Origin of the sequence: Paenibacillus terrae HPL-003 (assembly GCF_000235585.1) — a bacterium.
GTDB classification, from domain to species: Bacteria; Bacillota; Bacilli; order Paenibacillales; family Paenibacillaceae; genus Paenibacillus; species Paenibacillus terrae_B.
In genome coordinates, this window is sequence record NC_016641.1 from 5,790,178 (window position 1) to 5,805,566 (window position 15,389).

Annotated in this window: 14 protein-coding genes; 6 read left to right on the forward strand and 8 right to left on the reverse strand. The window is 45.8% G+C overall.

The annotated features are described in order from the left end of the window. Positions 1 to 128 precede the first annotated feature (128 nt). Complete coding sequence (locus HPL003_RS25715) at positions 129 to 308, forward strand: hypothetical protein (protein ID WP_014282729.1); 180 nt, start codon at positions 129 to 131, stop codon at positions 306 to 308. A 404-nt stretch (positions 309 to 712) separates the two neighbouring features. Here HPL003_RS25715 and HPL003_RS25720 read toward each other — a convergent pair whose 3' ends face one another. The 4 genes from HPL003_RS25720 to HPL003_RS25735 all read right to left on the reverse strand — a co-directional run bounded on the left by HPL003_RS25720 (position 713) and on the right by HPL003_RS25735 (position 3,592). Then, a complete protein-coding gene (locus HPL003_RS25720) occupies positions 713 to 1,885 on the reverse strand; it encodes an MFS transporter (protein WP_014282730.1) in 1,173 nt (390 codons plus the stop codon). A gap of 69 nt (positions 1,886 to 1,954) precedes the next feature. Next, positions 1,955 to 2,233: an ArsR/SmtB family transcription factor gene (locus HPL003_RS25725; RefSeq protein ID WP_014282731.1), complete on the reverse strand. Its 279-nt coding sequence runs from the start codon at positions 2,231 to 2,233 to the stop codon at positions 1,955 to 1,957. Positions 2,234 to 2,526: 293 nt separating this feature from the next. Further along, on the reverse strand, positions 2,527 to 3,264 hold the full coding sequence (locus HPL003_RS25730) for an SDR family oxidoreductase (protein WP_014282732.1): 738 nt from the start codon (positions 3,262 to 3,264) through the stop codon (positions 2,527 to 2,529). A 49-nt stretch (positions 3,265 to 3,313) separates the two neighbouring features. Further along, entirely contained in the window at positions 3,314 to 3,592 is a 279-nt protein-coding gene (locus HPL003_RS25735; RefSeq protein ID WP_014282733.1) for an Atu4866 domain-containing protein, read from the reverse strand. Positions 3,593 to 3,927: 335 nt separating this feature from the next. Here HPL003_RS25735 and HPL003_RS25740 point away from each other — a divergent pair, with 335 nt between their 5' ends. After that, on the forward strand, positions 3,928 to 4,857 hold the full coding sequence (locus HPL003_RS25740) for an AraC family transcriptional regulator (RefSeq protein WP_014282734.1): 930 nt from the start codon (positions 3,928 to 3,930) through the stop codon (positions 4,855 to 4,857). A gap of 152 nt (positions 4,858 to 5,009) precedes the next feature. Here the strand turns inward: HPL003_RS25740 and HPL003_RS25745 are convergent, their stop codons facing one another. Both HPL003_RS25745 and HPL003_RS25750 read right to left on the reverse strand, forming a co-directional pair. Next, the gene (locus HPL003_RS25745; protein ID WP_014282735.1) at positions 5,010 to 5,660 is read right to left on the reverse strand and encodes a hypothetical protein; all 651 of its coding nucleotides are present in this window, start codon (positions 5,658 to 5,660) and stop codon (positions 5,010 to 5,012) included. 43 nt (positions 5,661 to 5,703) lie between these two features. Next, entirely contained in the window at positions 5,704 to 6,738 is a 1,035-nt protein-coding gene (locus tag HPL003_RS25750) for a LacI family DNA-binding transcriptional regulator (protein ID WP_014282736.1), read from the reverse strand. Positions 6,739 to 7,078: 340 nt separating this feature from the next. On the opposite strand from HPL003_RS25750, the gene HPL003_RS25755 reads away from it, so the two are divergent. Next, a complete protein-coding gene (locus HPL003_RS25755) occupies positions 7,079 to 8,131 on the forward strand; it encodes a 2,3-butanediol dehydrogenase (RefSeq protein ID WP_014282737.1) in 1,053 nt (350 codons plus the stop codon). A gap of 165 nt (positions 8,132 to 8,296) precedes the next feature. Here the strand turns inward: HPL003_RS25755 and HPL003_RS28065 are convergent, their stop codons facing one another. After that, a complete protein-coding gene (locus HPL003_RS28065; protein WP_014282738.1) occupies positions 8,297 to 10,291 on the reverse strand; it encodes an AraC family transcriptional regulator in 1,995 nt (664 codons plus the stop codon). A 178-nt stretch (positions 10,292 to 10,469) separates the two neighbouring features. On the opposite strand from HPL003_RS28065, the gene HPL003_RS25765 reads away from it, so the two are divergent. The 3 genes from HPL003_RS25765 (at position 10,470) to HPL003_RS25775 (ending at position 14,547) form a co-directional block, all read left to right on the forward strand. Beyond that, a complete protein-coding gene (locus HPL003_RS25765; protein ID WP_014282739.1) occupies positions 10,470 to 11,741 on the forward strand; it encodes a VWA domain-containing protein in 1,272 nt (423 codons plus the stop codon). Positions 11,742 to 12,053: 312 nt separating this feature from the next. Beyond that, the gene (locus tag HPL003_RS25770; RefSeq protein WP_014282740.1) at positions 12,054 to 13,397 is read left to right on the forward strand and encodes an amino acid permease; all 1,344 of its coding nucleotides are present in this window, start codon (positions 12,054 to 12,056) and stop codon (positions 13,395 to 13,397) included. Between the two features lie 7 nt (positions 13,398 to 13,404). Then, the gene (locus tag HPL003_RS25775) at positions 13,405 to 14,547 is read left to right on the forward strand and encodes a VanZ family protein (RefSeq protein WP_014282741.1); all 1,143 of its coding nucleotides are present in this window, start codon (positions 13,405 to 13,407) and stop codon (positions 14,545 to 14,547) included. 163 nt (positions 14,548 to 14,710) lie between these two features. Here the strand turns inward: HPL003_RS25775 and HPL003_RS25780 are convergent, their stop codons facing one another. After that, positions 14,711 to 15,364, reverse strand: a complete 654-nt coding sequence (locus tag HPL003_RS25780; RefSeq protein ID WP_014282742.1) for a nitroreductase family protein — start codon at positions 15,362 to 15,364, stop codon at positions 14,711 to 14,713. Positions 15,365 to 15,389: the final 25 nt, after the last annotated feature.

Below are 15,389 nucleotides of genomic sequence, written 5' to 3' on the forward strand. Positions count from 1 at the left end.
CGGGAATTACCATTTCACAAAATCGTTCTATGATTTCATAAACACACAACAGACTTGAAAAAGGAACGTATGTTCTGTATAATCTAGTTTAGCACATTGTATAATCCTGAACTAACGGAGATGCGGACATGGACAATAAATTTATTGAGGAACTGCGCGAAATCAGCAGAAATGACAAGCGGAGATCTGAATTTCTCATCAAGGGTATGAAGGAAACACTTCAGGAAAGAAAAGAAAAAAACTTTATTGAAAGATGGATTTGGCGTCAAAAGAATAAGAAGCGTATAGCGCGGAAGTTCAAATCCTGATAGATTCAACAAGCTTTCCTCACTAACTGTTTGCAGCCTGCACCACTTGGAGTAACATTCACATCATTACATAGAGAGCAACCGCAAACAACTTCTGAGGAGGATATGAATGGACCTTCCACTTTCTTTTTAAATATTGGAAGTCAGGACATAAAGGATTTGCAAGAAAGACTGCAACGAACCTGTTGGCCGGGACCAGACGACAAATGCTCTGTTCCTCATGGCGTAGCTTTAACGACTCAAGCTCACGAGCGTCCACCCATAGAGTACGTAGAACGACTTTTCCCCAATGTTATTCACTGGACCGATCTTCAAAAAGGCGGACATTTTGTGCCGCTAAGTCAAAGAGGCCTCCAAACCACCTTCATGGTCGGGGACCCCTCTTTTCTACTTACCTATAAACCTTATTCCGTAACACTCGCTTGCGTTTGAACTGAGGATCTTCGTGATAGTAAATACACAGCTACAATGGCGATAGCGACCCCTGCTGCTCCAAACCAGGTGATGGAAGCCAGCGAAACCTGACCTACAACCACGCCACCAATTCCGGCTCCAGCTGCCATTGCAAGCTGCATCGTAGACTGATTGAGGCTCAGCATCACTCCAGAAGACTCTGGTACGAGAGTAACCAGATTATATTGTTGAGTTGGTCCGGATGTCCAGGCTGCAAACGACCAAAGGATCAGTAAAACGAATACTGCGATTAGGGAGTGGGCTGCAAAAGGAAGTAAGAGCAACGAAATAATATGCAGCACCATACCTCCGAATAACGTAAAAGGAATGCCCTTTTTATCTGCACTGTATCCACCGATTTTCGACCCGATCAGACTGGCAATCCCAAAGGCGAGTAATACGATGCTCAGCATATCCTCTCCTACACCTAATACATCCAGCAAGTATGGTGAGATATAGGTATATGCAAGTGAATAACCTCCAAGCCAAAAGAAAGTAATGCCTAATCCCAAAGCGACTTCGGGCTTTTTTAGAAGAGCAAACTGTTGCAGTAAGGGAACGGTTTTATCTCCATTTATACGGGGAATCGTCATAGCGATAACAATCAGGGCGATAATCCCTGCCAAAGCGATGCCGAGAAATACGGTTTTCCATCCATATGCGGAAGATATCATTCTACCAAGCGGAATACCGATAATTAGCGAGGCTGTAAAACCCATGGTGACCGTAGCAATGGAGCTGGCCTGCTTGCCGGCTGGTGCAATTTTCGCTGCAATGCTCAGTGCCGTAACCACGACCATCCCCGCCCCGAGTGCCATGAGAATACGTACGGCAATAAACATGCCAAAACCCGGCAGAACAAAGGAGAGCAGATTGGCAGCTGCAAATAATCCGAGGGAATATAGGAGCAGTTTACGTCTGTCCATTTTAGCGGTTACTGCCATCAGAATCGGCGTGCCAATTGCGTAGGCAAGGGAGAATACTGTGATTAACTGACCTGCGGCGGCCACTGTAATTCCCATCGTAGTTGCAATTTGATCCAGAATTCCCGAGATAATATATTCAGATGTTCCTACCAAAAAACTGATAATTGCCAAAATGTATACTTTCCTCGTGCTCTGCATTTTATATAACGCCTCTTTTCTATTATATTTTTATATTTTTACAAGTATCAAAATTAAGACTAAAAAAAATTATGTCATCAGGTATGGGGCATATTTTTGGGCTACTTCAATATCCAGGCTGTAATAAATAAAGGTTCCCTCTTTACGGAACGTCAGCAGCCCGGATTCTGCCATTTGCTTCAGGTGATGCGATAGCGTTGAAATTGCAACACTGTTCAGCTTCTCACCCAGAACGGAGCAGCACTGGTCACTTTCCTCTTTCAGCAAAAATGCTATTTTGAGACGAGTCGGTTCTCCAAGCGCTTTATATATTTTTACAGCTTGCTGCATGTCTGTAGCATCTTTCACCCTGTTCAGCCCCCTTCTGCTTCTAGTCTTAATTTCGATGTTTGTCGAAACAAAATTATCATAAACGTTTACAAAAGTAAACCACTTATTTTTAAAACCCTACTTTTTTCACACTCCGCTGCCGTAAATACGCCCTTTCTGATCTCACCATAAAATAATCCCCCATCCACAAGGGATGGAGGATAAGTCACACAGAAGGCCCATGCTAGCACAAATTCTCACAGTATAATTTAGCTTCCTTGAACATGTTTCAATGTATTTTTAATGCCCTCGTTATCGAGCATTCCAAGGCGTTAATTCGGGCTTGCCGTGGGTCTTACAATAATTTCGTTCACATCCACGTCCGCAGGCTGCTCCATGGCATACAGAATGGAACGGGCAATCGCGTCCGAGGAAATCGAAATACGACGATACTCTTGCATTCCCTGCCGTGCCTCTTCATCTGAAATACTGTCGGCAAGCTCGGATTCGGTTACTCCCGGGGATACCAGCGTCACACGGATATCGCCGCCAACCTCCAAGCGCAATCCTTCAGAAATCGCCCGGACAGCATACTTCGTAGCGCAATACACCGATGCAGTCGGAGTTACGCTGTACGCGCCAATGGAAGCGATATTAATAAACTGACCAAACCCTTGCTTCCGCATGATGGGAAGCCCTGCCGCAATCCCATACAGAACACCTCGTATATTCACATCAATCATGCGATCCCATTCCTCTACCTTGAGGGCTTCCAATTTCGAAAGAGGCATCACTCCCGCATTGTTCACAATCACATCCACACGTCCAAATTGTTTTTCCGCATACCCGATGAACCCCTCCATCTGATCTCTCTTGGTAACATCCAGCTGCTGATAATCGGCCGATCCGCCTTTTGAACGAATCTCAGTGGTAAGCGCCTCCAGTCGCTCTGTGCGTCTAGCCCCTAATACCACGTGAGCCCCATGGTGAGCAAGTAAACTCGCAGCAGCTTCACCAATTCCACTACTTGCCCCCGTAATAGCTACGACTTTCCCTTTTATATTCGACATACTTGTTCCTCCTCTAGTTTAGAAAATCACTGAAAGCGCATATAGCAGATTACTTTTGTGCTTCCCTGTAAAAAACCATCCCTGCATGATACAGAATTCCATCCTTAAACTCGCCATCTGCCGTAAATCCGGTATCGTCCACATACTCGATATGTTCACCTTCCACGACATAGCTGCCTGTGTAGGCGCTTTGCCTATGATCACGCGCCTCATCATAGCGCCCATTAGACAGAAGTTCCTGACGGATACGTCCATCTTGGGTAACCCACATACCGACATAGGGATGCTGCGATGCGTGTGAGCCTTTCTCCACTTTGTTCCTCTCCATGGCTGTATCCACTCCTTTGTGATTGCCTAATCATCTTCATTCACTTCACCATCCGACTGGCTGAATGATGTTCTTTCAAACATCGCCATGGTCAGTGAACACGGTAAGTGTGCTGTTCTTCCTGTTCTTCTGCTCATTTGGCGTTGTTTCTGTACCCTTATTATGAGACGAACGTTCACTGATCTGGTAGAAGATTCATCTCAAATGATTGCCTAATCCTCCAAACACCCTTAATATGAAAATGAAGTGCAATATCGAGAAGCAGAGCATCTTAATATGTAAGTATCTACTGTAGATCGATGGTGCGCTGCATATTAAAGGAGGGATGTATCGTAATGGAAGCAAACAACACAGAGGATTCAACCATGGAAAAACAAGCTGAATTGACAAGGCTCATAGAGCAATTTTCCAATCAGGACGGAGTCCAGTCTACAGCCATACCTTCGCTGCACTTCGTCCGAAGTTCAGTTACAACCGTGCCGATTTATCAAGTCCATAAACCAGCCTTATGTATTGTGGCGCAGGGCAGAAAAGTCGTAATGCTCGCAGAGGAAAGTTACCATTACGGCACATCCGACTACCTTGTCGTTTCGGTGGATTTACCAATTTCAGGGCAGGTCATACAAGCGTCAGCAAAAGCTCCTTACTTGTGTCTACGGCTCGATTTTGATCCGCATCAGGTTTTGGACCTCATCAAAGAGTCTAATTTTTCAACAAGTCCTGTTGGTGATTCCAGACGAGGCTTATATGTCAGCCAAACCAACCTTACTTTGCTGGATGCCGTGGTAAGACTTGTCCGGCTTTTAGAAAAACCGCAGGATGTTCCAGTGCTTGCCCCATTAGTCATTCGCGAGATACTGTACAGGATTTTACAGGGAAACCAGGGAGAGTCCTTAAAACAGCTGGTCATGACCGGCAGCCATTCAAACCGGATTGCAGAAGTCATCCAACGGATTAAGCAGGATTATGATAACCCTTTGCGAATTGAGGAATTGGCCAAACTGGCTAATATGAGTGCTTCGTCGCTGCATCGTCATTTTAAAGAGGTTACTGCCATGAGCCCACTGCAATATCAAAAACAATTACGTCTGCAAGAAGCCCGCCACCTGTTGTTATCCGAATCAGTAGATGCAGCAGATGTCGGTTTTCAGGTAGGCTACGAAAGTCCATCACAATTCAGTCGCGAGTACGCCCGATTGTTCGGCCTGCCTCCGATCAGTGATATTAAGCGACTGCGCATGGATCAGGACCAGCCAACAATTTGAACAAGTATGAGAGAAATCAATGATCCAACTAGCGGTTATCAACAATAGCGGGATGTAAAAACAGCATAAAAAGGCCGCCCCTCTGATCGAGAAGCAGACCCTACTTTTATATTCTTCTGTGCACGTGGTAACTACAACTACTCATTCAAGCATTAATACGGATCATCCAGCTTTACAAACAAAGCCCGAATGACCTCCTTCTCCGCCGCAGTAAGTTGTTGCCCTGCCTGCCATTGTCGAATTTCCTTCTTTACTGCACTCGTTTCCCTGTAACTGAGAGCATACGCGATGCTCCCAATGCCACGTGCGCGGTTTGATTTGTCCGTATTTGCCAATGCTTCGGTCATCGCAGTCTTATCCCTTGTGAACAGCTCTCCCATAATAGCAGCATAGCTTTCACCTAATGTCCCGTCCAAGCTGTCAGAAGCCCGGATCAAATGTGGAAAGCTTTCCGATGGAATAAAAGCACGTTGCTTATACAGATATTCGATGACTTCCAAGCTTTGATGTCCGCTAATCTTGTTCAACGTTCCCCAGTTCATATCCGCCACATGATCTACAATATGATGCACTTTTGCTTCATCATCGAGAGATTGGTCCTTGTAAAAGGACAGTACCCACTCTTCTTGGCTTTGCCAGGTCTGCTGCGTTTTGGCTACATTCTGGGTTGGCTTCCCGGCACTCGTGCCAGACAACGGTGCAGCATCAGCATGCTCCCCTACCGTGTTGGATGTACACCCTACGGTTGCGGCTAGCAGCAGTGCAGTACAAGCTACATAAACGGACACAGTACTTCGTGACATGACCAAACCTCCCGTTTTCAGAAAAAACTAAAATTCCCTCTGCTCAGTCACGTCCAACCGTAGGCTTGCGAATCACAGACACGCTCGATTCCCTGACGATCAGACGAGGCTCGAATTGCACACGCTCGTAATCGCCCGGTGTCTGTTCCTGAATCCGCTTGAGCAGCAGCTCCGCTGCCAATCGTGCCACCTCTTCTCCCATAATGGAAACAGAGCTGATCTGCGGCGTTGTTACCGTAGCCCATAAATTGTTATCAATGCCAACCACAGCAACCTCTTCCGGCACCTTTACACCCAAATCCTTAAATCGATTCACGATTCCTATCGCTACCATATCATTAACCGCATAAATGGCATCCGGCATGTGTTTCAAGCTGTAAAAATAATCGGCTGCCCGCAGCCCTGTCTCAAAAGAGAAATCATCGCCAAAATAAACAAGTGAAGGGTCCACATGCTGGAGAGATTGCTCATAAGCGAAGTACCTTTCCTCGATTTTATCCTTCGCAGCACCTGCGTAAGCAATTCTCGTTCTCCCGATTTTAAGCAAATGCTCCATCACAAGCCGTCCCTCTTGTCGGGCCAAACTGACGATATCGGCTTTGACGTCTTCGCCCAGCTTTTTGCCATAGTTAATGATGGACACCGGAACGCTGGCTTTGTTGATCAGATCCACCAGCATTTTGGGATACGCCAGCGGCATAATAATTAGCCCGTCCACATGCAGCTTCTTGACCTCCCGTACCGTTTCAAGCTCCATTCTCGCGTTCCCGGCAGTATTAATTTGAACGACACGGTAACCATGCTGCTTGGCGGCCTGCTCCACAGACCAAGCTATTTCGGGAATAATCGCATTACGAATATCTGGCACGGCCAGCGCAATTTGGAATGTCTGACGAACCTTCAGACTCTGAGCCGAGGTGTTGGGCGTAAAGCCCATTTCTTCAATCACTTGCAAAATCAATGCTTTCGTTCTCGGGCTGATGCCCTCGCTATCGTTAATTGCCCTGGAAACAGTCGCAATACCGACCCCTGCTCGCTTGGCTACATCCTCTATGGTTACTTTTTTTTGATCTGGCACGCCCAAAATCCTTTCACGGTCGGAATCGTTTTCTGACTTTCAAAAATAAAGTCTCTATATTGATATTATACCATAGAATGAGTATCTAAAAATTGGACTAGTTTTCTCCTCATCGCTGCTTGACTACAAAAAATTTTAAAATCTCTTTATTCAAAGCGATAGGCCCAAATATAGCACTGTAGTAACAAGTGATTATATTCACACAAAAATCAAGTGCTTTTTGCATGAATTTGGTTTGACAATGTGTAAAAATTGTGACATATTATTTTCGGAAACGTTTCCTAATTCATTCGCTTTTATAGCAATAAATGATCATATATTCGTCAAGGAGATGACAGACATGCAAGCATTGAGATGGCATGGAGTAAAAGATTTACGTTTGGAAAACATTGAGCAACCCGCTGCTCTGGCAGGAAAAGTAAAAATCAAAGTAGAATGGTGCGGCATTTGCGGAAGTGATCTTCATGAATATGTAGCAGGACCTATTTTCATTCCCCAAGATGCTCCTCATCCTTTGACTGGAGAAAAAGCGCCGATCGTCATGGGACATGAATTCTCTGGACAAGTAGTCGAAATCGGTGAAGGTGTAACCAAAATTCAGGTTGGCGACCGTGTTGTCGTAGAACCGATTTTTGCGTGTGGAGAATGTGCTGCATGTAAACAAGGCAGCTATAATCTTTGCGATAAAATGGGCTTCCTCGGTCTGGCAGGCGGCGGCGGTGGATTTTCTGAATATGTCGCAGCTGATGAGCATATGGTACACAAAATTCCGGAAAGCGTATCTTTCGAGCAAGGCGCTTTGGTAGAGCCTTCGGCCGTTGCTTTGTATGCTGTTCGTCAAAGCCAGCTGAAAGTCGGCGACAAAGCCGTAGTATTTGGCGCTGGTCCTATCGGATTGCTGGTTATTGAAGCTTTGAAAGCTTCGGGCGCATCTGAGATTTATGCAGTAGAACTTTCCGAGGAACGTAAAGCTAAAGCTGAAGAGCTGGGTGCTATCGTGATTGATCCTAAGACAGTTGATGTTGTGCAAGAGCTGCACAAACGGACTAACGGCGGCGTAGATGTAGCCTATGAAGTCACTGGAGTACCTCCTGTGCTGACTCAAGCTATTGAATCTACTAAAATCAGCGGACAAATCATGATCGTCAGCATTTTTGAAAAAGAAGCTCCGATCAAACCGAACAATATTGTCATGAAGGAACGCAATCTGACTGGCATTATCGGCTACCGTGATGTATTCCCGGCTGTAATCAGCTTGATGGAAAAAGGATATTTCCCTGCTGACAAGCTCGTTACCAAACGTATTAAGCTCGAAGAAGTGATTGAGCAAGGTTTTGAAGGTCTGCTGAAAGAAAAAAATCAGGTTAAAATCCTGGTATCTCCAAAAGCCTAATTTAGAATGAAAAATCAGATGTCTGCCATAAGCAGGCATCTTTTATTATAAAACTGGGCAGACAAGGCAAGAGTACATGCGAAGTTAAAAAGACAAAACAAACAGCGCTCCCCTTCTGTGGCATCTGCCGTTAAGTAGGTAGCGCTGTTTGTTTTGCAATCCATATTATTGAGTTACATTTTTCAGGACATCATCAATCATTTGTCCATTTGCGATGGTCCCCGTATACAACCAGCTCGAATCTTTGCCAAAATCGTATACATGGCCAGCTTTTACAGCTGGAATTCCCGCCCATACAGGATCTTTTATAATTTCTTCTTTACTAACGTTTTTGCTGTTCACGATAAAGATATAATCTGCATCCAGCTCTGCCAACTTCTCCAGCGACAAATTACTCCAGTTTGCCTTGGCAGTTTTGGAGATTTCCTGTACGACTTGTGGAACCTTGAATCCCAAATCCTTATATAATACATCACCGCTGGATAAATTCTGGTTCACGACATATACGTTTTTGTCCGTTACCCACAATGCGACTGCTGTTTTTTGCCCAACCGTCTGGCTCAGCCTGGCTTTAGCTTCTACCGCTTTTTTGTCGTAGTTGCTCAATGCCTGCTTCGCTTCACTGCTCTTGTTCAGCACCTCACCCACGGTCAGCAGCTCTTGCCGCCAATCGTTGTTCATATTACTGCCTACAACATAGGTAGGAGCGATTTTAGAGTATTGATTATATTTGTCGCCCTCTACCATGCTCGCACTGTCCATAATGATTAAATCAGGCTTGAAGTTCAGAACGGCTTCAAATGGAAGGTCAGAGGCGATGGTAGGAACGTCCTTCAGTTCTTTTTGCAAGTAACCCTGAACTGAATTTTTACCTACCGACCATTGAGCTACAGGCTTAACACCCAGTGCAACCAGATGATCCTCCAGATATGAAGCAATGACACGCTGAGGTTGAGCCGGAACCTTCACCTCATGTCCAAGTGCATCTTTCAGCACCCTTTCTTGTGATGCTTGCTCCGCTGTATTGTTGGTCCCTTGGGACGTACCTTCCGTTGCCGCAGGACTGGATGTGCCTGAGCATGCACTGAGCAATAGCGTAAAACTAAGCAATAAAATAAATGCCATGGAATGCCTTGCGTTTCTATTCATTCGTAAAATCCCTTCATCATAATTTTGATAATGATTATTATCCTCAATACCAGTATGCAGGGCGCTACTTATCGAATCAATGGAATATTCGGACAGGCTTAATGGATTATCCAGACGTATATCTCTCACAAAAGCAGATGAATATAAGCTGTCCCGGTAATGAACCGGGGATACGCCAGTATATTTTTTGAATGCCCGGCTAAAGAAATAGACATCTGGGTACCCCACACTGGCAGCGATATCCTGTAAATTGGCATCTGTCTTCCGCAGTAGCTCCTTCGCCTTGTCCATTCGCAGCTGGATCAGATACATAATCGGGCTACAATCCGTTTGTTTTTTAAATAATCGGGTCAGGTGTCTAGGACTGCATTCCAATAATCCGGCCAAACGTTCCAGCGTTATGGACTCCGCATAATGGACCTGCATAAATCGAATCGCCTGTGTCACCATATCCCGTGCAGGGGTACGAGTCTTCTGTTCCTGCAATTGCCGCATACATTCATATGCAAAATCATAGAACCTGCCCTGAGCCTGCACCTTGGACAACGTATCCTTATCATGCCATGCCTGCTCCAATAGTTGCAGCTTTTGATACAACATAACCGGATACGTCGGCACAAAGCCATGAGCTACAGGGGGAAGATTATACACTGCATGTCCGGATAGAGAAGCCACTTTATATAGTACAAGAATATATTCGATCCCTCGTTCCGAGGGAGTCATATTCAGTTCCAGGCCTTTGCTGCCATGCAGCACGTACCATGAATGTCTTGTATCATCCTGATCATCAGTAGGTAAGCGTACACTTCCCTGTAACACAAATACAAAAGCCTGCGCCGGAAGACGATACGGTTGGAGCCGCTCTTCCCGCTCCAGCCGAATATGTCGGACATCCATAATACGGATCGACGAATGGAGCCATGCGGAAAGCAGCTTGTTCAGCTCATCAGCCTCATGCTTCTTGCCCATCCCGGTTTGGGAACCTGTCCGCTTTTTCCGTTCCTGCTTCACTTGTCAAAGCCTCCGCTTCATGAATACCATACTATTTTTCCAAACCAACTTCATTATATATCATCTTCTATTGTGTCTACTATGAGACAAAATTCCTGCTCGAAATAAGGCGAACAAACGATTTCCATGGTACAATTTGTATAAATATAAGATTTTAAATACATAGGGGGTAGACAGTATGAGTGGTTCTAAATTGGTATTAAGTACAGGCGCTAATGCTCCTTTGGGCACAGAAGAGACAGTGCGGGTAAAAATTACATGGGAGCATGCGCCAGCCGAGCTGGATGTTAGCTGTTTTATGGTAAATCAAGATGGTAAAGTCGCTTCGGATGACTATTTCATTTTTTACAATCAACCAGCAGATCCGCATGGCCATATACGTTTAGAGCGCCCCAATAACAAAACCGCTGAATTCACTGTAGCCTTAAGGGATTTGCAAAGAACTGGTGTTGATAAATGTGTATTTGCCGCCACTCTGGATGGCCCAGGCACTTTTGCCGATGTGATTGGCTGCACATTGACCGTTCAGGGAATGCAGGTACATATCGCCTATAGCATTACCGAGGCCACCAAAGAAACGTCACTCGTATTCGCTGAAATATACCGCCATACGTCAGGCTTCAAACTTCGCGCAGTTGGACGTGGCTTCAACGGAGGCCTGAAACCGCTTGCCGAGGCCCATGGTGTCACCGTGGAAGAAGAGGAGCCGTCAGCAGCACCGACGAATACCGTGAATACCAAAGCTAAGACGGAGGCTTCCTTACCCGGTAGTGGAAAAATTAATCTGCTCAAACAGAGCGTACAATTTTCACTGAAAAAGAAACAAATAGACCATGAAAAAGCAAGAGTAGCGGTTGTAATAGACGCTTCTGGCTCTATGTGGAAACTGTACTCTCAGGGAACCGTGCAAAAAGCCTTCGAACGTGTGTTGGCTGTAGCCGCCTGCATGGATGATGACGGTGAAATGGACGTTTGGTTTTTTGCGGACAAACCCAAACGCACTCCAAGTGTCACGGAACGGAATTACGAGAATTACGTGGAACGGACTCATCCAGAACCTGGATATGGAAAAATAGGATGTGGTAACAATGAGCCTGAAGTGATGACGGATATCATTTTAAAATATACAAAAGAAGTACCGGATGAAACCATCCCAACCTACATTATCTTTTTCAGTGACGGCGGCGTGTATGAAACGAAAAAAATATCAAAGTTGCTGATCCAGTGTTCGAAGACTCCTATTTTCTGGCAATTCATCGGACTCGGTAAAGCCGATTACGGAGTCCTTCAAAAGTTGGATAATCTGCGCGGTCGCGTAGTGGATAATGCAGATTTTTTTGCCTTGGATGACATCGACTCCGTGACAGACGCAGAATTGTACGACCGTCTGCTGAACGAATTTCCTGGTTGGCTCAAGCAAGTGCGGGCCAAAGGAATATTGAGGAGCTAATCCTTCACCGCAATGCGCTACCCCTGCATGATCACTTAAATATCCGCCGAGCAGAGCAATAAAAGGCAGAATGACCGCAGACAAAGTAAATCGTCAGTTTCAGCAGCATTCTGCCTCTAAACTGCTCTTCAACACGTTTCTTTTCAGTGTTTTCTCTCATTTTAGTCATAGTAGAATTAAAGATACCTTACTCTCCTGCCAAATCCTATTTCTTTCATTTCCTAATTGTATATTTTCATGTAGTATAAACCTAATTGAAGCAACTCTGTTTGGGCTATGCTGAAGATTGACTTTATGAAGGAGGATTTCGGATTGAAAGCAAATGAAGCAACTTTGCACAAAAAGCTGCTCCCTAGACATATCACCTTTATGGCTATGGGGGGAGTTATCGGGACCGGTATTTTTAAAGGAAGTACCGAAACGATCAGCTTGGCGGGGCCTGGGGTTATTCTCTCCTATGTCTTCGCAGGGCTTCTGCTCCTGGTCGTCATGGGCGCTATTGCCGAGATGGCTACCGTCTACCCCAACATGAATATGAAGGATTTTATTCGCAAAGCTTTTGGAGAACGGCTTTCCTTTATCATCGGCTGGTTGTATTGCTTCATGTGGCTGGCCGTCTGTATTATCGAGGTCATCGCAGCGGGAAGCTTCCTGCAATACTGGTTACCGGACGTTCCCCTATGGGTACTCAGTTTAGCGAGTGCTGCCTTCATTATTGTGGTCAACATGCTGAGTGTCGGCGGTTTCGGGGAGCTGGAATTTTGGCTTGCGGGTATAAAAATTACCATGATTATCATCTTTATTGCATTGGGCGGCTGTATACTGTTCGGCATTATCCCAAGTGAAACCCCGCCTTATCTGAGCAATTACGCACAGCATGGCGGATTTTTCCCCAATGGCTGGCTGGCTATTTTCTCGGCGCTGCTGGTGGTTACCTTTTCCTACGGAGGGTCCGAGCTGATTGGTCTGACGTTAACAGAAACAGAAAATCCGGAAAAGGTATTGCCCAAGGTGGTTAAAAGCTTTATTTTTCGCGTTGTGTTATTCTACACGCTGCCGATTCTCATCATTTGCGGCTTGATTCCCTGGAATCAGCTGGATGCGAATACCAGCCCGTTCGTACAGGTGCTGTCTTCGGCAGGGCTTCAAGGCTCGGCCCATGTCATGAACTTCATTTTGATTACCGCCGTACTGTCTGCCGCCAATTCAGGGATTTACGGGGCTACACGTATGCTGCATTCGCTGGCAGTCAACGGAGAAGGTCCTAAATCACTCGCCCGGGTATCCTCGAATGGGGTTCCGGTGAATAGTCTCAAATTGTGCGCCGTGATCCTGATTGTCGGTTCGATGGTCGCTTATATCGCTCAAGACGGACTGTTCCGGATTTTGATGGCAGTACCGGGCTTTGTTGTTTTGCTCGTCTGGAGCTGTATTTGCCTGTCCCAGTTGAAGCTGCGCAAATCTTACCCGGTAGAGCCAAGCTTCAAAATATGGGGCTTTCCTTATGTCACAGCGTTAACCGTCGGATGCTTGTGGGTGATTGCGTTCCTGTTCTTGCTTGATCCACAAAATCGGATCAGTATCAGCGTATGCCTAGCTTTCATGGCGTTCCTGATCATCTGGTCTTTGGTGAAGTTCCGGGGAAAGCAGGCGTAAGCAGCTTATGATTCAATCGTATCTGTTTCCTGTATCTTACGCCTTCCTCGCCTTTCCTTTTGCCGCGTTGCTGTTTACGCTGCCTTTTCTAATCGTACAGTACCGCAGACATGGTTATATCCATAAAACGAGGGCATTGCTGCTTTACCTGTTGCTTTTATACTTGATGAATGCTTTCTTTTTGGTCATTTTGCCGCTTCCGGCATCGCGTCATAATACGGCGTTAACCGGAGGCGCATTGCAGTTAATGCCCTTACAGTTTATTCACGACATTATAAGGGAGACTTCTGTCTCCCCCTCCCACCCCTCCAGCTATCTGCATTTGCTGAAGGAACGCGCTTTTCTCCAGGTCGTTTTTAACGTTCTGATGACCGTGCCTTTCGGTATGTTTCTACGTTATTATTTTCGTGCGCGGTGGGGATGGTGTCTAATCCTGTCCTTTGGCCTTTCTCTCTTCTTTGAGGTGACGCAGCTAACAGGACTGTACGGATTTTTTGACCATGCGTATCGTGTGTTCGATGTGGACGATCTGATGGCGAATACATTAGGCGGCATGCTGGGCTTTCTTTTGGGCGAGTGGTTTTCGCGTTTCCTCCCGCGTCTGGAGCATCTGGACAAGCATTTGGACATCACAACCAAGCGGGTGTCCTACACCAGACGGGGTATAGCCTTTTTCGTGGATTGCATCATCTGGACAGGTCTGCTCGGTGTTATGGAATATCTCCATGTGCCGGCTGCCTTCTGGGTATCAAGTGGAGTATACTTCATGCTGATTCCTTACCTGACGAACGGACGAACCCCAGGTAAATGGCTGGTACGGATACATCTTACGGGCGCAGGAAAACGTATTTCCCTGTGGGAGCTAATGAAGCGCTACAGTCTCTTGTACTGGTCGTATTTTGGCATTAATTACGTACTGGGTGGACCCGTACTTTGGTCTCAAGTCCCTCCATGGGCGAGTGTTCTGATCAGCCTTGTGCTGTTGGTCATCAATGGATGGTTCTTTTTTCATCTGGTTATACGCCTGTTCAGAAAGGGGTCGTTATTTTATGAGGAGCTTAGCCATACTACCCACCGAATTACATGGCCCAAGCGACTTCGCACCCCTCAGTCTGACACCACTGGCCCTACTGATGTGTCGGAAGGTTAATATAAGAACTCAATGATCATAGGGCCACAATAAGGATGAAGCATAATGATCTGTGTTTAAAATAATTTATTGCACCCAAGCGGCACAAAAACAGGCGAAGCAAAGGATTGTTCCTTTGTCCGCCTGTTTTTTTATATCCTATACAGATATTCATTCGTTTCTATTATTTCCACTGTGCGATTTGGTCAATCGGCAGACGAGTGGATGGATGGCCTTCATTGGTTCCTTTACCCATGGAAATGAGCATGACAGGTACATAACGATCTTTTTCAAGACCAAAGGCTTCAGCGATTCTGCTCTTGTCATAACCACCGATTGGGTTGGTGTCATAACCGTGAGCGCGTGCTACCAGCATCAACTGCATGGATACCAGACCACCGTCGATCAGAACGGTTTCTTTGTTCACGACTGGATCAAGCGCTGCGAAATGGGCTGCCACTTTCTCCTGCTGCATTTCTTTAATATCTTTTGGCATATAGCCCAATTCTACAGCTTCTCCGAAAATTTGATCGAAATTATCAAAGTTGTTCAAATCTCCGAACACGGCAATAACTGCCGAAGATGTCTCGACTTGACGTTGATTAAAGCTGGCGAGCGGTGCCAAGGTTGCTTTACCTTCCGGGCTGTCAATCACAAGAAAACGCCAAGGTTGCAGGTTAATGGACGATGGAGCGCGTGTCGCTTCAGTCAGAATCTCTGTCATTTCTTCGCGGCTGATTTTCACGGACGGATCGTATACTTTTACAGAACGGCGGCCCAGTGCAATTTCTTTAAAATCATTTGTTTTGACAATATTGGATGTGTTCGTATTACTCATTCAAATCTCTCCTTATTTCCCCTAG